The sequence below is a fragment of the Calothrix sp. FACHB-168 genome (assembly GCF_963889195.1).
Taxonomy (GTDB): Bacteria; Cyanobacteriota; Cyanobacteriia; order Cyanobacteriales; family Nostocaceae; genus Aulosira; species Aulosira anomala_A.
In genome coordinates this window covers 296,412-317,784 of sequence record NZ_CAWPNJ010000019.1, presented here as the reverse complement: position 1 = coordinate 317,784, position 21,373 = coordinate 296,412, and the positions used below count along the sequence as shown (strand labels likewise).

8 protein-coding genes, 1 tRNA gene and 2 pseudogenes are annotated in these 21,373 nt (G+C 38.3%); 3 read left to right on the top strand and 8 right to left on the bottom strand.

What is annotated here, in order from left to right:
- Positions 1 to 633: 633 nt before the first annotated feature.
- From AACW45_RS12470 to AACW45_RS12465, 3 genes and pseudogenes are all read right to left on the bottom strand, one after another.
- A pseudogene (locus AACW45_RS12470) lies at positions 634 to 1,353 on the bottom strand (RtcB family protein); the annotation flags it as partial.
- A gap of 260 nt (positions 1,354 to 1,613) precedes the next feature.
- The gene (locus AACW45_RS38405) at positions 1,614 to 1,865 is read right to left on the bottom strand and encodes an HNH endonuclease (protein ID WP_373462062.1); all 252 of its coding nucleotides are present in this window, start codon (positions 1,863 to 1,865) and stop codon (positions 1,614 to 1,616) included.
- A gap of 382 nt (positions 1,866 to 2,247) precedes the next feature.
- Positions 2,248 to 2,709: pseudogene (locus tag AACW45_RS12465) on the bottom strand (RtcB family protein); the annotation flags it as partial.
- A gap of 316 nt (positions 2,710 to 3,025) precedes the next feature.
- Between AACW45_RS12465 and AACW45_RS12460 the strand changes: the two are divergent.
- The 3 genes from AACW45_RS12460 to AACW45_RS12450 all read left to right on the top strand — a co-directional run bounded on the left by AACW45_RS12460 (position 3,026) and on the right by AACW45_RS12450 (position 4,803).
- A complete protein-coding gene (locus AACW45_RS12460) occupies positions 3,026 to 3,931 on the top strand; it encodes a class I SAM-dependent methyltransferase (protein ID WP_190628169.1) in 906 nt (301 codons plus the stop codon).
- Positions 3,928 to 4,674, top strand: coding sequence for an HAD family hydrolase (locus tag AACW45_RS12455; protein WP_190628167.1), 747 nt, complete (start codon positions 3,928 to 3,930; stop codon positions 4,672 to 4,674). Before AACW45_RS12460 ends, AACW45_RS12455 begins: the two co-directional genes overlap by 4 nt.
- Positions 4,675 to 4,730: 56 nt before the next feature.
- A tRNA-Ala gene (locus tag AACW45_RS12450) sits at positions 4,731 to 4,803 on the top strand.
- A gap of 698 nt (positions 4,804 to 5,501) precedes the next feature.
- Here AACW45_RS12450 and AACW45_RS12445 read toward each other — a convergent pair.
- The 5 genes from AACW45_RS12445 to AACW45_RS12425 form a co-directional block, all read right to left on the bottom strand.
- Entirely contained in the window at positions 5,502 to 6,956 is a 1,455-nt protein-coding gene (locus AACW45_RS12445; RefSeq protein WP_190628165.1) for an aminotransferase class III-fold pyridoxal phosphate-dependent enzyme, read from the bottom strand.
- Between the two features lie 26 nt (positions 6,957 to 6,982).
- Positions 6,983 to 7,729 (bottom strand): class I SAM-dependent methyltransferase, encoded by a 747-nt coding sequence (locus tag AACW45_RS12440; protein WP_190628163.1) that lies wholly within the window; start codon positions 7,727 to 7,729, stop codon positions 6,983 to 6,985.
- A gap of 149 nt (positions 7,730 to 7,878) precedes the next feature.
- Positions 7,879 to 12,249 carry a non-ribosomal peptide synthetase family protein gene (locus tag AACW45_RS12435; RefSeq protein ID WP_190628161.1) on the bottom strand — a complete coding sequence of 1,457 codons (4,371 nt, stop codon included), beginning with the start codon at positions 12,247 to 12,249 and terminating at the stop codon, positions 7,879 to 7,881.
- Positions 12,250 to 12,360: 111 nt separating this feature from the next.
- The gene (locus tag AACW45_RS12430; RefSeq protein ID WP_190628159.1) at positions 12,361 to 18,075 is read right to left on the bottom strand and encodes a non-ribosomal peptide synthetase; all 5,715 of its coding nucleotides are present in this window, start codon (positions 18,073 to 18,075) and stop codon (positions 12,361 to 12,363) included.
- Positions 18,072 to 21,275, bottom strand: a complete 3,204-nt coding sequence (locus AACW45_RS12425; protein WP_190628157.1) for a non-ribosomal peptide synthetase — start codon at positions 21,273 to 21,275, stop codon at positions 18,072 to 18,074. The genes AACW45_RS12430 and AACW45_RS12425 overlap by 4 nt, the downstream gene beginning before the upstream one ends.
- Positions 21,276 to 21,373 lie beyond the last annotated feature (98 nt).

Sequence of the window (21,373 nt, the reverse complement as noted above, 5' to 3'; positions counted from 1 at the left end):
ACGTTAATACATGAAATTACCCTCGTAAATTGGCAAAGGTATTGTAAAGTTACTTATAATTAGTCACCATGAACAACTTGACAGCGTTTTCACTGTCTGATACTTTAGAATCATTGCCGAAAACCAAGGCTAACTTCATATCTGGTTTGTAAACCACAGTCGCGTTCATTAGTAGCCAGCCTTTAAAAAGATCGAAGGTGATACCAAGATTCTTTAAATAGGTGGAAAATAATTTTGAACAATGGCTAAAAGCTTCAGAAAAAGATTGAACAGACCGCAAAATAGGCTCGGCTAGAGCCGAATTTACGCCTGTGGACAAGAATGAGCCGACTCCCTTGGTGGAAGCAGGAAGCAGACCCTCTAAAGAAAACTTTAGTTGAATGGCGAAGCTTAGATAAGTTTAGCCAAGTTTTGTATAGCAGGTTGTTGAAGTCAGCCTAAGAAAGTTCTTTGATCGACTCTTCAGAAATCCCCTTGACACTCCCCCGACTGCTTAAACCTCGCTTGTCTAGCGACACGCTGCGCGTTAAGCGAAGCTATGCCGAAGGCTTTACGCTCGTTTAAGCAAAAAGTCGGGGGATTCTTAAGAGTCCATAATCGAACTCGTAATGGTGTCTTCAGACCGGGGAAGCTTCACCCTTTAACACACAAGACTTGCTTGAGTGTGGCGACAACTTCAATCAAATCTGCTTGATTTGCCATTACTTGTTCTATCGGCTTGTAAGCACCAGGAATTTCATCTAATACACCTTCATCTTTACGACATTCTACACCTTTAGTTTGTTCAATTAAATCATCAAGGGTATAGACATTTTTGGCTTTATTTCTCGATAATAAACGTCCTGCACCGTGACTACAAGAACAAAAACTATGAGCATTACCTTTACCTTTAACAATGAAAGATTTTGCTCCCATTGAACCAGGAATAATCCCATAATCTTCTGTTTGAGCGCGAACTGCACCTTTACGAGTAACATACACATCTTCGCCAAAATGTACTTCTTTTTCGGCGTAATTGTGATGACAATTTACTTCTAATAAAGGTTTAGTTGCTTTACCACCTGCAAGATGTTTTTCGATAATGCGCTTAAATCGCGCCATCATCACATCACGATTAAAACGCGCATATTCTTGCGCCCATTGTAAATCGTTCCAGTAAGCCTCAAATTCTGGCGTACCAGCGACAAAATGTGCTAAATCTGGATCGGGTAAGTTATTATCTGCCATTTTTGCTAATTCTTTAGCTGTATTAATATGGCATTGAGCTAAATTATTACCAATGTTACGGGAACCAGAATGTAGCATTAACCAAACGTAGTTCTCTGTATCGAGGCAAACCTCGATAAAATGGTTCAATTTGTTACTGATTGCTTGCTTTGCTTATTTAATCTCCACAGTCTTATTTCAATACTGTTTCGACTTCTGCCTAGCACTTTCATCGAACACTCAACTGAATGGTTAGTTCAGAGATGAAAATTGCAATCGATCAAGTCATTTCTGCTTGATTCTATACCTTCTTGTTCGGTATAGTTCGGAGCACACCTTCATCCTAAGTAAATAGGATGCTCAAGTCCCTCTGCTCTCTACGGGGCGTTTTACCGCTTCCCTCGGTATTAGCAAGTAAATCTCTTAAGGTAATGCTGCAAAAACTGTCTGAACTCATCATCTGTTCTTTTACCTTTTAATTGGTTACAGTCTTGGCAAGTTATAGATATGTTAGTTATGTGGTGTAATCCGGTGCGACTTAAAGGTGTTTTGTGGTCAAATACGACTTGCTCTTTATTTAATTGAATTTGACAATAAAAGCAGCACGGATTTATTTCATATAATTCTTTTAAATCCTCTGCTTTTAACGGCTCTGACAATTTAATTATTTGTCCAGCCAAACCTTTTCGTCTTGAACCACTACTATTTAAAGACTTTGATCTTATATTCCAATATTGAGATTTGTTTTTTTACATCCATTTCTGAATTGCTCGGTCAGTTTGAACTTTTTTACACAACCTACAATATCTTCTATAACCGTCTTTGCTATCAGAGCGTTTTTCAAAGTCATCTATTTTCTTTGCTTTACCACATTTAGAACATATCCTTGTATTCATTTCTATACTTCTTATTTTACGATTTTTTTGTTGTTATATTACCGTAAATCAAGACCGAAGTATATAAAAGATTTACTATTTCTCAGCCTTCACCGATTTGGACGAGTTTTGATTACTGCATTACTACAGTAAGGGGCAATATTTTACCCCCTCCCAGAGAACCCATTTGTTTCATCGCTTTATTTTCTAGGTTTTGTACACCGCGATGCAAATCTTTAAAATCACTCCAATGTTGCCAATTAGTAACAGATTTGTCAACCTCTTTATTCTCGTTAAATCCAGTAGGAATTGCTGCTTCAATATCTAGACGAATTTTCTTGAGTTTACCTTCGAGTTTTTCACCAGTAAACGGCAGTTTAATAGCAGCCATACCGCAACCAATATCCACACCCACAGCAGCAGGAATAATGGCTTCTTTTGTTGCTAATACAGAACCAACTAAAGCACCTTTACCTAAATGCACATCTGGCATCAATGCTACATGTTTAAATACAAATGGCAATGATGCTACATTCTTTGCCATCTTGGTTTCTTCTGTCCCTAAAGGATGATTCGCCCAAGATAGCACTGGTGTTGGTGCAGTAATTTCTAACTCTTCGTAGGGCATAATTTTTCTCGATTTTCAATTTTTTGCTGGTAATTGGAAAGGTAAAACAAAATTAGATTTATTAGTCACGATACATTGTATAAGTTTACTTTTTTGACTGCTGTTACTTGGCTTTACCAAACTTAGAAAAGCGGTTACAGTTTTTTGCAGCCTTATGCCGCATACTACAATTGTAGTATGCGTATTTTCTAGATGTCAACTCAAGCATCAAAACTATCCTCAATCAAGAAAGAGCGATCGCTCAGGGCAAGCAAATAGCTGAGAAATATATTAAAATTTGTAAATAATATCACTGTGGTAGTAATAGCCTAATTTTATGGCGATTCCGCAAAATCTATTCTGGGAACGTTTTTTATCCCCTGTTGTCAAGTTTTTGATTGATGAAGCCGGGTTAGAACGTTACGCCCTAAGTATAGACTGGGACAAACAAAGCAATCGCTTTCAACGTGCTGATGTTCTCATCCCCACTTACTACAGTAACCATAAATTCCGGGGTATTGAGGGCGGTTATCTCAATCCCAAGGTAGTAGTTTCCTACGATCCAATTATGCAATACCTACTGCCGCCTAACGAATATCTAGTACGTCAAGCTTTGATTGATGCAATTAAAGTTAAACCGAGGCGCATACTCGATTTAGGTTGCGGTACAGGTTCTACTACCTTGATGTTAAAACAAGCTTTCCCGCAAGCGGAGGTGATTGGCTTAGATTTATCTGCTTATATGTTGGTAATAGCCGATAATAAAGCCACCAGTGCAGGTTTAGACATAATTTGGCGACATGGTAATGCAGAAAAAACAGCTTTCGGTGATGCAGCTTTTGATTTAGTCACAGCTAGTTTACTATTTCGGGAAATCCCTACGACTGTATCGTCAGCAATTGTGCAAGAATGTTTTCGGTTACTAGTTGCAGGAGGACAAGTATTACTTTTAGATGTGAATCAAAAGGCACTGCGTCAGCTAGAATGGCTCAATGATGCGATTGAAGAACCATATCTGAGGGAGTATGCTACTTTCAATCTGGATAAAAGTATGGAGCAAGCAGGATTTGCAACCTTACTAACCCAGGATGTCTGGTGGATACATCAGATAACTAGCGGCGTTAAACCCTTGGCGAAAGAAGATGTAACTATTCACAAACAAGTTCGTCAGTACGTATCAAAATCCACAGATAACGGTGATTTGGAGGATTTAGGTTCCCCTGTTTTTGGCATAAGCACATGAGTTTAAAGGCAGTTTTATTTGATTTTAATGGTATTATCATCAACGATGAGCGAATTCACCTCAAATTAATCGATGAGATTTTGATTGCCGAAAATCTCCAACCGCAACGAAATCATGAGCGTCAAGCGTCTCTAGGAAGAAGCGATCGCGCTTGTTTGCAAGAATTGTTCGCCAATCGTGGTAGAGTCGTTAGTGAAGAATATTTAACTCAGTTACTCAACCGCAAGGCGCAGAGTTATATCCTCGAACTAGAAAAATTAGAAAAATTGCCTTTGTATTCCGGTTTAGACGACTTGATATTTCAAGTGCGATCGCGAAGCGTCTCCAAAGGAGACTCGCACAACCTCAAAATAGGGCTAGTTAGTGGTGCAATTCGCAAGGAAATCGATTTAGTACTCGAACGCGCTAACCTAGCCGAACATTTTTCTGTAATAGTCGCTGGTGATGATATCACTACCAGTAAACCCAAACCCGATGGTTATCTGTTAGCAGTGGAACGCTTTAACCAAAAATATCCTGACTTAAATCTGCAACCACAAGAGTGTCTCGCAATTGAAGATACCCCCGCAGGTATCCAAGCCGCAAAAGCCGCCCAAATGCAGGTAGTAGGTGTGGCGAATACTTACCCATTCCATATGCTACAGCGTTGCTGTAACTGGACTGTGGATTATTTGACTGATTTGGAACTAGAACGAGTGATAGAAGTTTTTTCTCAAAAAGAGTTAAAATCAAAGGCAGAGTAATGATATAATCAAAAATAGTGAGAAAAAAGATTAGGATAACCGAAATCTTGAAATAAGGGGAATTAGCTCAGTTGGTAGAGTGCTGCGATCGCACCGCAGAGGTCAGGGGTTCGAGTCTCCTATTCTCCATTTGTCCATTAAATAATTATTGTCAGTTTTAAAGAATTATTGTCCAATTTTACATAGTTAGGGGACATAAGTTACGTATTCTCCTACCTTTCAGCCATCAATCCAGTTTTAAAGAATTATTGTCCAGAGTTGAAACCAGTTTTAAAGAATTATTGTCCAAAATGAGACTGGAAAATTTAGATATTGTAGATCCAAGTTGAAGATAGTACAGCAAGTATAAAGCTCTGTAATTACAAAGTACTAAGTACCTTGATCGGGAGTCAAAAATTTATCTTGCTTGAAAGGGATTCGTTTACAATCTCATCAACAAAATAATAAAGCGCCTTTGCTTTACTGGTTCAACTCAAGCAAAAGCTTAATTGCTATTAAACGGCTGCGTTACATCGTGCGATCGCAGCACTCCTTTCAAACTACCCTAACACCTAATTATACGATACAAAGAGGTAAACCTGAGCTTACGCAAAAATCATAGGCGTTGCATATTTGCAGGATGAATTCAGATTTTTGGATAAAGCTGAAAGTCGATTCTTTGCGCCTTTGCAACGGCAGTCGCTACAACGGGGGGAACCCCCGCAACGCGCTGCCTCGCCTTTGCGTGAGATAAAAATTATCCCATCAATCAGCAACGCCAAATCATACTTATTTTTGCGCCTTTCAACCTACTACCTAATATAACGCGAGGGTTATTGAAACATACCTCAGAGACTAAAAAATTTACATTCTCGGAGTTTTAATATACTATTTTTAACATCCTGAATAATGTAATCAATATCTTCATCTGTATGGGCTGTAGATAAAAATCCTCCATTTCCTCTCAACATAACTCCCCGCTCAAGCAGATGATAATAAAGTAAATCATAAGCTAAGAAAATTTCCGAGTTTATCGCATCTTCTTCGCTATTATCTCCTGAGTAAACCGGGCCAAAAATTGAACCGAAATTTGTCAGTTGAATAGGTAAACCTTCTCGATTAAAGTAATCATTCAGGGTTTTAACAAATTTAGTTGTGCGTAAATTCAATTCAGTTTGTAGAGTAGAATCTTGAGTTTTTAAATATTCCAAAACTGCTTTAGCAGCAGCTAAAGCTAGAGGATGTTTGCAGTAAGTTCCAGCAAAAAAAGTAGTGTTTTGGTGAGGCGATGATAAATCTCCGTAATTCCACATTCCACCATCGATCGCATCCATAAAATTAGCTTTGCCTGCAATGATGCCGATCGCAATTCCACCACCTACTATTTTACCATAGGCGGCAATATCTGCTTCAATGCCAAACCAAGCTTGCGCGCCACCTGGATGAATGCGAAAACCTGTCACCATTTCATCGAAAATTAATGCTATTCCCGATTTTTGGGTGATTTTTCTCAGTTGTTGCAGAAAGGCTTGGGGTTGTAGATCTAAATTTTCTCGTTGAACTGGCTCAACTAACACAGCAGCTAATTCTGGCGCGTAATTGGCGATCGCGTCAAGTGATTCTGGTTCACCATATTTTAAAACTAAAATATCTGCAACAAAATTCCCTGGTATTCCTGATGCAATTGGTACAGTTTGTAAATTTTTATCTATAATTTTTCCTTTCCCTAGCGTACCATCAAAATGTCCATGATAAGAGTGAGAAAATATAACAATTTTATTACGTCCGGTAACTGTTCTTGCCATCCGAATTGCTGTCATGATGGCTTCTGTACCTGTATTACTAAAAGCGACTCGCTCCATGTTTGTGAGTTCGCAAATTAGTTGAGCAACTTCACCAATAATTTCTGATTGGGAACCTAGTTGTATACCTTTTTCTAGTTGTGCGGCTAATGCTTCTTTAATAAAAGGTGGATTATGTCCGAACAGATTCACGCCATATCCCATGACTAAATCTATATATTCATTTCCATCCACATCCCATATTTTGCAACCAGAAGAATTTTGAGTCACAATAGGGTAATAAATTTCTTTGAGTAGGAATTGGAAATCAACAAAAGTTTTATTATCTGCTAAAAATGGGCGATTAGCTTGGGCTAGTTGTTTTGATGTTTTGGTTTTCTGGTTATAGCGGATAATAAAATTTTCTAAATATTCTCGCTGACTTATGGTTAAATTTACAGTAGATAATATTTCACTGAGTTTTTGGGTATCTGTTGGGTAATTGTCTTGGGCGATAAACATATATTTGAGTTGATTAACGATTACTTTTATTTAGTGCAGACAAAATAGGCTACAATAGCATCTTCTGTTTTTGCGAGAATATCTTCTTTGTTGTAGCATTCTATTTGGGAGAATCCTACATTTTTGAGTGCAGATATTATTTGTGTTTGCAAATAGCCTTTCACTAACCAAGTAATATCATGACGTTGCCAATTTTGGTTAATTAATTCAAATATAGTAATATCGATTGTACCAATTTTTTCTTCTGCGTTATAGCTCCGCCTTAATGCCCAAGCATAGTCATCTTGAATATCGCCAAGCATGGAATTATTCCAATCAGATTGATAACGCCGATCTAAGCTTAAGTCGAACATGAATATGCCATCGGGGAGGAGTGCTGTATATACGTTTTTAAATACTTTGGTTAATTCTTCGATGTTGATAATATGATTAAGTGCATAATCTGTTGAAATCACTCCATGAAAGCTTGATGATAATTGAAAATCGCGCACATCATTAAGGATAAACTGAGCATTGGGGGCGTTATTTTTGGCATATTCTATAAGTTTTTCAGAGCCATCAATTCCAGTGACTTGATATCCTTTTTGGTCTAGTTTCTGTGCTAAATGTCCTGCTCCACAGCACAAGTCAAGAATTTGGGATGTTTGGGGGAGATGGTTGAGTAGTAATTTTTTTATATCGGGGAGTAGTGATTCACTAACTTCTGGGCCCCAAGTTTCATTGATGATGCGCGCAAAGGAATTGTAAGCGGAATAATGAGTTGATGAAAGCATAGGTTTTGGGTTTTAAACGCAAAGGAAGGCGGAGGTTAGCGCAAAGTTTCGTAGATGAGAGATTTTCTGAGAAATTATTATGAATTGAGAGTTATTTTTCAACGCAAAGGAACGCAGAGGTTAGCGCAAAGTTTCGCAGAGTTTTATTGTTAGCTATGGTTGGGGGGATTTTCTAAGAAACTATTATGAATTAGGTAATAAAGGTAGGTATTTAAGAGTTGTTGATTTAGTGGTGGACAAGTAATTGTCGTTTCTGCTAATGCAGTTAGGGTATTTTGCATGTCAATTTGCTGGATTGGGGAATCTTCTGTATTGGTGTTTTGAGATTCTTTATGAGTAAGTGTTGCAACTAGGGGAGATAAGGGATTATTAGGCGATCGCTCAATTTCTTCTAATAGTTTGGAACGCCATTCTGGGTAGTCAATTGCTTGAAGTGGATAGCCAAAAGAGATGATTGAATTTACTACTTCTTCCCAAGCTAAAGGTTGAGGGTTGATGATGTGAAAAACTTTGCCTAATGAGGTTGGTTGTTGTGATAAATAAATTATGGCTTGACTGGCGTAATCTACAGGGGTTAAGTTAACCATTGTGTCATCATTGGGGACGCTACCGAGTTGGATACAACCCCGAATCATTCTGAAGGTATGATCGTCGATATTGCAAACACCTGTTTGACTATTTCCGGAAATTCTTCCAGGTCGATATATAGATATAGGAATTCCGCGATCGCCTGCAATTTGCACTAATTTTTCTGCTACCCATTTACTTTGTGTATAGCCACTACTAACATTTTTACCGTGATTGATAGGGGTATCTTCTCGAATTAGTTTTAAATTGGAATCAGCCGCATTAACAACACCAATGGTAGAAATAAAATGTACTGGCTTGACTTTAATTTGTGAGGCTAATCTTAATATTTCTTGAGTTCCTAATACATTGGCGGCTTTGAGTTGAGAATAAGGATAAGTGAAATTAACAAATGCACCATTATGATAAATGACATCAATTTTGGCGGCGATTTCTGCAAATTTATCGGCTGTCAGTCCTAACAGTGATTGAGATAAATCTCCTATTAAGGGAATAATGCGTTGATGGCAGCTTTCATCCCATAATAAATAAGATTTTAAATGATTTTGCAGTTTTTCTGTAGCGCTTTTAGTTGTATTCGCCCGAATTAAACAATAGATATCGGCTGTGGTTTTCTGTAGGAGTTCGTAAAGTAAAAAAGCTCCCAAGAAACCTGTTGCACCTGTTAATAAAATCGCTGTGGGTGGGGTGGATTGGTGGATATATTGAGTCGCAGGAATAATTGCTGCATCTAAAACAACTTCAGAATCAAGATTAATATCTAAAGTAGCTATTTGTGTGTTGTTTATTTGCGCAGCTAAATCAGCAACAGTAGGTGCATCAAATAAAACTTTTAATGGTAATTCTACGCTAAATATTTTGCGGAGCTTTGCCAAGAGTTGAGTGATGAGTAAAGAATGTCCGCCCAATTCAAAGAAATTATCGTGAATTCCTACTTGTTCTAAACCGAGAATTTCTGCCCAAATTTCCGCTAATTGTCTTTCTAAATCTGTACGCGGTGCTACATAAAGCTGTTCTAGTTCGGGACGAGTTTGTTCAGGATTTGGTAGTGCTTGATAGTCAATTTTACCGTTAGCTGTTAATGGTAATGCTTTGAGTAATATAAAACTAGAGGGTATGGCGTATTCTGGTAATTTATCTACACAAAAGTTGCGCAGAACAGTGGCGATCGCTTGATAATTTTGATGAATTGAGCGGAACTGAGGCGTAGTAACTATATATGCTATTAAACGTTTGTTACTATTTGTGTCTTCTGTAGTTGTCACTACTACTTCTTGCACGCCTGAATGTTGTTTAATTATGGTTTCTATTTCCTCTAATTCAATGCGGAAACCTCTGATTTTTACTTGGCGATCGCTTCTTCCGAGAAATTCTAAATTCCCATCATTTAAATAGCGTACTTTGTCACCTGTTTTATATAAAATTGCTTGAGAATTAGACACAAATGGATTTTGAATAAATCTGGCGTTTGTGAGTTCTGGTTGATTTAAATAACCTCTAGCTAATCCCGCACCCCCGATATACAATTCACCTGGTACGCCTATAGGTACAAGTTGTAATTTTTCGTCTAGAACATAAACTAGAGTATTAGCTAAAGGTTTTCCTAAAGGAACAGTAGATGATAGTTGTTGTGTTTGTTGAGGAATTGAGTAAGTTAATGCTCCTACGGTTGTTTCTGTAGGGCCATAATGATTAAAAATCTGACATTTAGGTGATAATTTTTGAATTTGATTTATTAATTGCCAATTGCTAGCTTCACCACCTAAAATTAAACTTTTTCGCGGTATAATTAACGCAGTTGGAGCTACAGCCAAAAGTGCAGTCAGATGAGAGGGAACTATTTTCAGATAGTCTATGGGATACTGCTGAAAATAATCGGCAAGTGCTTGCGGATCTGCGGCTGTTTCTTGGGGAATAATATGCAGACATCCACCAGTACATAATGAGGGAAAGATGACGGTATTACCTAAATCTGCGGCGAAGGTGGAAACTGTTGCAAAGCTAGCATTTTTCGCTAAGTTTAATCTGTCGATGATTGCGTAAATATAGTTAACAAGTTGGCGATGTTCGACTAAAACAGCTTTGGGTTTACCTGTAGAACCAGAAGTATAGATAGCATATACCAAATTTTCTGGCTTGGCTGTTGTTGTTAAATCTTCTGGATTGCTTTGGTTAATTAGTTCCCAGTCTGTATCCAGACAAATTATTTGTGTATTGTCGGCGGGAATTTTACTAATTAGCGATCGCTGTGTTAAAAGTACAGATACACCAGCATCTTGTAAGCGATAAGCTAAAGCTGCTGTTGGTAGTGCAGGATCTAGGGGTAGGTAAGCACCTCCAGCTTTGAGGATACCCAGGATTGCAACTATAGTATCGAGAGAACGCTCTATATATAAACCTACCAATACATCTGGCTTGACTCCTAACCCTTTTAAGTAAGATGCTAGGCGATTGGCGCGTAAATTTAACTCTGCATAAGTTAATTGTTGTTCTCCAAAGACAACCGCAATCTGATGAGGAGTTTGATTGACTTGTTCCTCAAATAGCTGATGAAAGCATTTATCTTGAGGATAGTTAGTCTGAGTGTGATTAAATTCTACTAATAATTGATGACGTTCTTCACTATCAATAATTTCCAACTGTCCTACAGACACATTTGGGTTAGTAACAACACTTGTAACTAAAGTTTGAAATTGTCTAGCTAAACGTTGAATAGTTTCGGCTGTAAATAGATGAGAGTTGTAAGCAAATTCTGTAATTAGAGAATCTTGCTGTTGAATGCAATTGAGTTTAAGTTTAAATCTTTCCCAGCAAACAAATTTTTGGTAAATAGAGAACTCTACACCATCAGCATGATATGTTTCTGGTGTTTCTTCAAATTCAAAACAAATCGGTAGACTTAGCCATTCCTGCTGACTACTTCTAATATCTGCTTCTAAAAAATATTCCTGATACTGTTCCCCTTGACGATGTTGTTCGCTAATATATGCTAAAACTTCTGTAAATTTAAATTCTGGAGTAAGCGGACAACTTAAAGGTAAAAATTTAGCTAATAATCCTAGAGTTTCATGTAGTTCTTCGTACTTTCTGCCATTATATAGATTATGGATAACAATTTCTGCTTGTTTGCTTAAGCGCTTAAGTAATATATACCAACAAGTCAAGAAAAAATTCCGATATTTTGTATTATTTGCTGCTACAAAATCAGCTATTTTTCTAGTTAAATCTCTAGTTAATGTAAAAGAGTAAATATCAGGTTGGAAATCTAGCTGACGATTATGACTTAATTCAAAATAAAGTTTTGGATATTCTATATTTTTAACTTCTTTTTCCTGCCAATAGTTTTTACCAATTTTGGCATCTTCTTCTGTTAAAAGCTCATTTTGCCATTCTGAAAATTGCAAATATTGTACAGGCTCATCTGTAAAATATTGACCCTGTAAGCAAAGAGTATAACTAAGGCTAATTTCTTTCACCAGATTCTGCATTGTCCAACCATCTGCATACAAAGATGGCAAACTGATAATTAAAATATATTGATTATCAGCTATAGACAATAACGAAAACCTTACCAAATCTGCTGTTTCCGATTGAGAAACTAAGCATCTTTCTTCTTGAAGTAATTCAGCTATCTTTAGTCTTTCTTCCTGCTCCTTAAAATTCCGCAAATTAATACAGCACCATGATATATTGCTTGATGCATTAATTACCTGAAGAGGAAACTTAATTCCTGGTCGGCGGTGAAAACCTGTCCGTAAAATTTCATGCCGATTAACAACTTTGTGCGTAGCCGCTTGCAAAACTTCTATATCAACTATTCCTGTTAACAAAATAGCAACTTGAGACACATAAATCTGGCTATCTTGTTGTAATAACCACAGACGCTTTTGTTGGGGAGAAAGTTGAAAACCTTCTAATACTTCACTTTTCATAATTCACTCCTAATTAAAAATTTCCAGAATTCATTGAAAGCGGTGGGAAACTCCATCCCCTTCTGGTTGTGTAGGGTGCGCGTAGGGCATTGATGATTTCTTCCCCATGCCCTATGCCCCATGCCCAAAAACGGAGTTTTTCATCATTTCTCCCATCGCTACCACAATTTTTCGTGGCCCCACATAAGGAAAGCGACCATGAGCAGTTAACATATTGTCCAACATCAATACATCTCCTTGCTGCCAAGGAAAGCTGATGGTAGCTTGTTGATAAACTTGATTAATTTCTGTCATCACTTCAGCTTCAATCGCAGAACCATCACCGTAATAAACATTACGTGGCAGATTTTCTTCGCCAAACATCGATAATAAAGATTCTCTAACCGTGGGTTCTAAACATGAGATGTGATGTAACTGAATTTGATTAAAAAATACTTTTTCTTTAGTGTGGGGATGATGAACTATTGCTGGTCTAATTTGGCGAGTGCGTAAATTATTATTTGCTAGCCATTCAAACTCAATCCCAGCTTGGTGACAATAATTTTCTACTACTGTTGTATCGTTAGTGTGAAAAAAGTCTTGCCAACTTACATCTAATCCTTCAATATAATTCCGAACATACATTAATTGCTTTTTCTCTAAAGTTTCTCTAATTTGAGAATCAAGCAGTTGATAAAGTTGGCGACAGTCTACAATTGGTGTTTCTCCTCCTTGTTGTGCTGGTTGCAAACAGAAAAACCAGATTTTCAACGGCCAGCAGTGCATGTGAGAACTTTCGTTATGAAAGAGAATTGCTTGATCTGCTGGATAAGGTGTAGAACCATAAACTTTACTACCTATTTCTTCCCGTGGTAAGTCGCCGTATTCACCAAATAATTCTGGACAAATAGCTTGCGCTAATTGTTCAAATCTCGCTACAGAATCAATCTGACAATCACGGAAAAGAATTGCGCCGTGATGTTGTAGCTTACTGCTGAGAAATTCTCGATTATTTTTAGCCCAATCAATAATATCAAACTCGTTAATATTTGGTTTAATTACCAAAGGAATTGTTTGTTCTGCTTGGAGATAATCGATTTTAATTAACTCTCCTGCTGGTAATTTAATGGATTTTGGTTTAATGCCCATAAATTTTTTAAATTTACTGGCTTCTTGGTTGATTTCTCCCATATTTTTTTGTTGTTTCTCAGCTTTAGTAAGCATATCTAAAGTATTGATTCGAGCATCTGGATTAGTGGCAATATTATGCAGAAGTTCTTGAAAATGTTCTGCCATACGCACGATTGTCTGTGTATCAAAAAGGTCTGCGTTATAACACCAACTAGCTTCAATTTCTTGCTCTATTTCTGATACAAACAAAGCTAAATCAAATTTAGCTTTTTGATTGTTGGTTTCTAAGGGAAGTAATGTTAAACCCGGAAGTTCTAAGTTACCTATAGGCACGTTATCCATCACCAATAACACCTGAAATAATGGTGTATGGCTTAAACTTCGTTCTGGTTGTAGTTCCTCTACCAACTTTTCAAAAGGTAAGTCTTGGTGATTGTACGCTCCTAAAGTTACCTCTCTGACTCGCTGCAAAAGTTCTCGAAAACTGGGGTAACCACCAAGGTTAGTGCGTAACACTAGCAGGTTGACAAAAAAACCAATTATTCCTTCTGTTTCGGCTCGGTTGCGGTTGGCGACATCAGTACCGATAACAATGTCATCTTGTCCGGTATAGCGGTATAGCATTGTTTGTAAACCAGCTACCATTGTCATAAATAGGGTGACATCGGCTTCACGGCTGAGTTTTTCCAGTGCTATAGACAGTTCTGGTGATAGTTTGAAGGTGTGGATACCACTACGGTTGGTGTTGGCTTTAGTTTGGGAGTAAGGTAAGTTGAGTACTGGTAAAGAACCAGCAAGTTGCTGCTTCCAGTAGCTAAGTTGAGTTTTTAGCATTTCTCCTTGCAACCACTCTCTTTGCCAAACTGCAAAGTCTGCATACTGAATAGATAATTCTGCTAAGGGAGAAGCTTCTCCATTTAAGTAAGCTTGATAAATAACTGTTAATTCTCTAATCAATATCCCCATCGACCAAGCATCAGAGATAATATGATGCATTGCGAACAGTACTATATGTTCTGTAGGGTTCAATTTTACGAGAGACAGCCGCAATAAAGGCGCTTGAGTTAAATCAAAAGGCTGTTGCGCCGCTTGGGTAATTAGCTGTTGTACTGCTGCTGCTTGAGCTGCTGTTGAAAGGGTTTGTAGGTCGATTACTGGTAAAGTTAATTGTAATTCAGGGATAATAGCCTGCACTGGTTGTCCATCTACAGTAATAAACTGGGTGCGTAAAATTTCGTGTCGTCTGATAATTTCGTTAATGCTTTGTTCAAGTGCTGTAATATTTAGCGAACCTTGAAGGCGAAAGCCATTGAAGATATTGTAAGCAGAATTACCAGGCTGCAATTGATCGATAAACCACAGTCTATTTTGAGCAAAAGACAAGGGTAATTTTACTTGGCGCGAACAGGGGAGAATGGGGTAATTTTGCCAGTTTTGCCCCTGCATCACCATTGTTTGAATTATGGCAGCTAGTTTAGCAATAGTAGGAGCTTCAAACAAACAGCGCAATGGTAATTCTAAATGCAAAATCTGACGAATTCGGGAAATTAGTTGAGTAGCTAGTAAGGAATGTCCACCTAATTCAAAGAAGTGATCGTGAATGCCTAATTTCTCAATTCCTAATACCTGTTTCCAAATTTCAACTAACATCTGTTGTACAGGTGTAGAAGCAGGAACAAAATTTGATTGTTGGATTAAATGTGTCGCGTCGGGTAGTGGTAAAGCTTGACGATCTAATTTACCATTTGGTGTTAATGGTAGTGCCTCCAAAATGACAAAAGCATTGGGTAGCATATAGTTAGGCAGCTTTGACTCTAAAAAGCGACGCAGTTCACTACTAGACAGTTGATTGGGAGCATCGATAGTGATATATGCTACTAATGTTTTATTACCTGCTTCAGCTTCTCTCAGCACAACTACACTAGCTAAGATACCAGGGTGTTGATTAATAACTGCTTCAATTTCTCTTAGTTCAATGCGGAAGCCTCGAAGCTTGATTTGATAATCCAGTCTGCCTAAAAATTCAATATTACCATCTGCTAAATATTTGGCTTTGTCACCTGTTTTATATAATCGTTTTTCTCCGTTCCAAAGGATAAATTTCTCTGTTGTTAAATCTGGGCGATGTAAATAACCTTGAGCTAATCCTTCGCCACCGATGTAAATTTCTCCGGGAATACCAATAGGAACTAGTTGGAGGTGTGAGTCTAATATATAAATTTCTGTATTCGCTAATGGACGACCAATGGGAACTAATTTATTATCAGATAACTTGATTTCTGTTGATTCAAAATATGTACTATCAATAGTTGCTTCTGTCACTCCATAAGAATTAATCAAGCGTGTTTCTTCGCCACAAATATGTTGAAATTCTTGGTATTCTTTAACATATAAAGTATCTGAACCAACTACTAGTAAGCGCATGAAGTGAAGATTTTGCTCAGTTCTTTCTAGATATTGAACTAAGTTCTTCAACACAACAGGAACAAACTCGGCACTATCAACTTTTTCTGCGAGCATGAGTTGATATAACTTTTCGGCTTCTAACAGCCATTCACGGGGACACAAGACTAACTTAGCACCACTACAAAGAGCGCGAATTAAATCCCCAGAAAAGACATCAAAGGCAAAACTTGCCATTTGCAAATGACTAGTTAGACAATCAAGCTGATAGGCTTTTGCCCAAGCATAAAATTTATTTACCAAACTGTGATGCGCGATCGCTACTCCTTTAGACTTACCTGTAGAGCCTGATGTATAAATTACATAGGCTAAATCATCTGGGGTGCTATGAGTCACCAGATTTACCTGACTCTGTTGCGAGATTATCTGCCAGTCTGTATCTAAACAAACTAGAGAGCAATTTTTAATTGGTAAGCTTGACAATAGCTTTTGTTGAGTTAGCAACACCGTAACTTGTGAATCATGCAACATGAAGCTCAAGCGTTCTTGAGGATAAGCAGGATCTAAAGGTACATATGCACCACCGGCTTTGAGAACTCCTAATAATGCCACAATCATCTCAATAGAGCGCTCGATACAAATACCAACTAGGACATTTTGATGTACTCCTAAGGAATGTAAGTAATGTGCTAGTTGATTGGCTTTGGTATTGAGTTCCCTATAGGTTAATTGCTGATTTTTATAGACAACTGCTACTGCTTCTGGAGTGCATTCTACCTGCTGCTGAAATAGTTCTTGGATACATTTATCGGTGGGATAGTCAACTGCTGTCTGGTTCCACTCTCGTAGTAATTGATGTTGCTCAAATGCTGTTAATAGTGGCAAATCCGCCAATCTTTGCTCAGGTTCGGCAACTATTGCGGCTAATAGCACCTGAAAATGTCCCAACATCCGCTCAATTGTACTGGCATTAAACAAATCAGTGCTGTACTCTATTGTTCCAGCTAAACCCTGTTCTGTCTCTGCCATTGTGAGAGCCAAATCAAAAATTGCTGTCTGTCTCTGTTCTGACAGCAAACTGAAAGTCAATTCTGGCAGTTTTAACTCTTGTACAGGCTCATTGTGGAAGTCAAACATCACATCAAATAGAGGGTTGCGATTGAGATGACGCTCTGGTTGGAGTTCTTCTACTAACTGCTCAAAAGGTAAATCTTGGTGCGCGTAAGCTCCTAATGTGACTTCCCGAACTTGCTTCAACAACTGACGAAAACTAGGATTACCAGCTAAGTTAGTCCGCAACACTAAGGTATTGACAAAAAAGCCAATTAATGGTTCTATTTCAGCCCGATGACGATTAGCGATCGCAGTTCCCACAACAATGTCATCTTGCTGACTGTAGCGATGTAGTAAAATTTTAAAGGCTGTCAGCAAAGTCATAAATAAGGTAACTCCTTCTTGCTGTGAGAGCGCCTTCAGAGCTTTGGTGAGAGACTCTGACAGTAAGAAGAATTTGGTATTACCTTGATAGCTGAGAATTGCTGGACGAGGATAATCGTGGGGTAAATCTAGTAATGGTGGGGTAGTGCCTAAGTGATTTCGCCAGTAAGATATCTGGCTTTTTATTACCTCTGCTGTTAAGTACTGGCGCTGCCAAACTGCAAAGTCTGCATATTGAATGGGCAGTTCTGGTAGAGGTGCGGGCTGGTTATTAGCTAAAGCTGTGTATATTTTTGCAACTTCTTCCACTAAAATTCCTACTGACCAACCATCAGAAACAATATGGTGAGTTGTAAATAATACTACATGTTCTATTGCATTCAGCTTGAGTATTGTAACTCGCAGTAATGGCCCTTGCTCTAAATTAAAAGGTTGCTGTGCTTCTTGTGCGGCTAGTTTTTGTACTTCCTGTTCTTGGAGGTTTGGAGTCAGGTTTTGTAAATCGACTAGCGGTAATGTCAAATCAACAGCTGAATTGATGACTTGGACTGGTTTATCGTTGACGATGGTAAAAGTTGTGCGTAATGTTTCGTGTCGCCTCATGATTTCCTTGAGGCTCTGTTTTAATATGGCAATGTTGAGTTGACCAGTTAGACGTAAAGCTGTGGGTTGATTATAAAAAGGATTGTTTGGTTCTAGTTGGGAGAGAAACCAAAGTCTTTGTTGGGCAAATGATAAAGGAAAATGGTTAGAATCCCGACTTTGGCGTGGGATTTGGGAAGGTGCAACGATCGCTTGTTTCTGATTGAGCCGTTGCAGCAGCAACTCGCGTTTTTCGGGAGATAATTGGGCAATACGTTGGTTTAAGTCGCTCATAAATCTGCTTTTTCCTCTAACTCTGCTAAAATCTCAGCTAGCATCGCCGCATCTGTTTGTTGCGCTAAATTTTGGGCTACCATTACCGCTAAATCTGCGACAGTCGGAGCATCAAAAAACTGACGCAAAGATAACTCTACTTGCAAAGTTTGACGGATGCGGGAAATGATTTGTGTAGCTAGTAGAGAATGTCCTCCCAATTCAAAGAAACCGTCATAAATTCCCACTCGTTCAACGCCGAGAATTTCTCGCCAAATTTGCGCGATCGCATTTTCTGTTTGGTTACGAGGAGCCACAAAGTTAGCAACTAATTCTGATGCAATTTGCTCTGGTGCTGGTAGTTTTTCGCGATCTATTTTGCCGTTAGTTGTTAATGGTAAACTCTTCAACTTTACAAAAGCTGAAGGAACCATGTATTCTGGTAGTTTTTCCTTCAAGAAAGCACGTAAATCTGATGATTGGGGAATTGAGGATTTTGGCTCAAAGACAATATAAGCTACTAAACGCTTGTCACCCGGTATATCTTCGCGACTGCAAACAATCGCCTGTTGCACCGCCGGATGTTGTTGTAATGTAACTAAGATTTCTTCTAGTTCAATACGAAAACCGCGAATTTTTACCTGATCGTCAACTCGTCCTAAAAATTCTAGATTTCCATCTGGTAAATAACGAGCTAAATCCCCTGTTTTATATAAACGATCAGATGGTGAATTATTAAATGGATGGGGAATAAATTTTTCCCTTGTCAGTTCGCTGAGATTTAAGTAACCCCTTGCTAAACTATCCCCACCAATATAAATTTCTCCCGGTACGCCAATGGGTACTGGTTGCAGATAAGAGTCTAGCAGGTAAATTTGTGTATTGGCGATCGCTTTCCCAACTGGTACAGTCGCACAATCAGCCCGAATTTGCTCGATAGGATAAGTCAATACGCCGACGGTGGTTTCTGTAGGGCCGTAGTGGTTAAAAATCTGACAATCTGGGGCTAATTGCTGAATTTGCGCAATTAACTGCCAACTACAAGCTTCACCACCTAAAATTAAGCGTTTTCGAGGTAATATTTCTTGAGATTGAGCAGTTGTGAGTAAAGCTGCAAGATGAGCCGGAACTATCTTCAGACAGTCAATGTTGTGGCGATGAAAATACTCTCCTAGTGCTTCGGGATTACTAGCCCGTTCTTGGGAAATTATATGCAGACATCCACCACCACACAAAGCCGGAAAAATCATGGTATTACCCAAGTCAGCTGCAAAGGTAGCAACATGAGCAAAGCTACGACAGTCAGAAAAATCGATTTTTGTGCCAATTCCCTGAAGATAGTTGCACAGTTGACGATGTTCAATTGCCACACCTTTTGGCTTACCTGTAGAGCCAGAGGTAAACAAAACATAAACTAAATTCTCTGGCTTAACTTCAGTTTGAAGATTTTCGTAACTTTGTTGAGCGATGATTGCAGAGTCTGCATCTAAACATAATACCTTTGGTGGATGCTGGGGAAGTTGTTTAAGTAACTGCTGTTGAGTTACCAAAACTTGCACTTGCGCATCTGCTAACATCTGCGCTAAACGCTGATGTGGATAGTTTGGATCTAAAGGTATATATCCACCGCCAGCTTTCAATATTCCCAGCAATCCAATTATCATGTCTAGGGAACGTTCAACATAAAGCCCTACCAAAGTTTCTGCCCCTACCCCCAGAGTACGGAGATAATGGGCTAGTTGATTGGCGCGGGTATTTAACTGTGTATAGGTTAATTGCTGCGCCTCAAAGACAAGGGCGATGTCATCGGGCGTGCGTTTGACTTGTTCCTCAAAAAGCTGATGAATACATCTATCTAGAGGCTGATTTACCCTCGTATGATTAAATTCTACAAGTAGTTGTTGTAACTCGCGATCGCTGAGAATATTTAACCGACTGATAGGGGTTTCGGGATGTGCGATCGCATCTTGTAATAATATCTCAAACTGTTCCGATAATGTTTTGATATCCTCGATATTATATAGTTGTTCATCAAAATGAAACTCACTAATTAAAGCATTCCCTTGCTGACAACAAGTTAACTTAATTTTAAATTTATCAATACAAGAGTAATACTTAACCCAAGAAAACGATAGATCCGCAACAGAATCATTTTCCTTTAATTCTGCAAACTCAAAAGCAACTGGACAAAAATTAGCCGATTTTAAACTATCTTCCCAAGTAAAATATTCTTGCCATTCCCTAGCATTACCTACCGCTTTATGTATCTGTTGTAATATTTCGCTAAATTTTATTTCCCCTGGGAGATGACAGGCGATGGGTAAATATTTTGATAATAATCCCAATGCTTGGTCTAATTCCGCATATTTCCTACCATCCCCAACAATCCCCACACATAAATCTGATTTTCTAGTAACTTTACCCAGCAATATCAACCAACAAGCCAGTAAAACATCAGCAATATTTACCTGATATTTTGAAGATATTAACTCTATTTTTTCAACTAGATAATTATCAATATTTAAAGATATACATTGCGGTTTAAAGCCACCCTGCGCAATTTGTTTATTTTCAAACCAAAAACTAAAATCATCAATCGCGGTAATATCTTGCTTGCGCCAATATTCTTTACCTAAATCTGAATCATCCGACTCTAAAAGTTGATTTTGCCATTCTGCAATATCAGCATATTGTAGCGGCTCATCATCCAGATTTTGACCATACAAGCAAGCCCTATAAGCAATAATAATCTGATTAAACAAATATCTAAGAGTGCAACCATCTGCAATCAAAGCAGATAAACTTAAAACTAAAATATGTTTATTTGCAGATAACCTGATAACAACCACTTGCAGAGGTGGTTTATTTTCCCCATCAAAAGGTAAACTTTTTAGCTCATTAAATATTTCATTTAGGCGAATTTCCTGCTCTATTTCCGACAAATCGCCAAGATATAATTCAGTAATCCCAACTTCATAATTATCTGCGATCGCCTGTAATGGTATTTCCATTTCTGGTAGACAATAAAAAGTAGTACGCAAAATTTCGTACCCCTCAACAACATTTTGCCAAGCAGATTTCAAAACATCAATATTGAGATTACCAGCGATCGAAACCGCACCTTGAACCCTAAATAGTGATACATCCTCACTCTTCGCTAACAACCAAATCCGCTTTTGCTGGGGAGATAATCTAAATCCCTCAACTGGTTCCACTCGCATATTAACAACACCCCTTTTATCACAATCAATAATCAAAAACTCTGCGCACCTCCGCGCTTCCCTCCGCGCACCTTTGCGTTTAAAAATCTTCCTTTCCC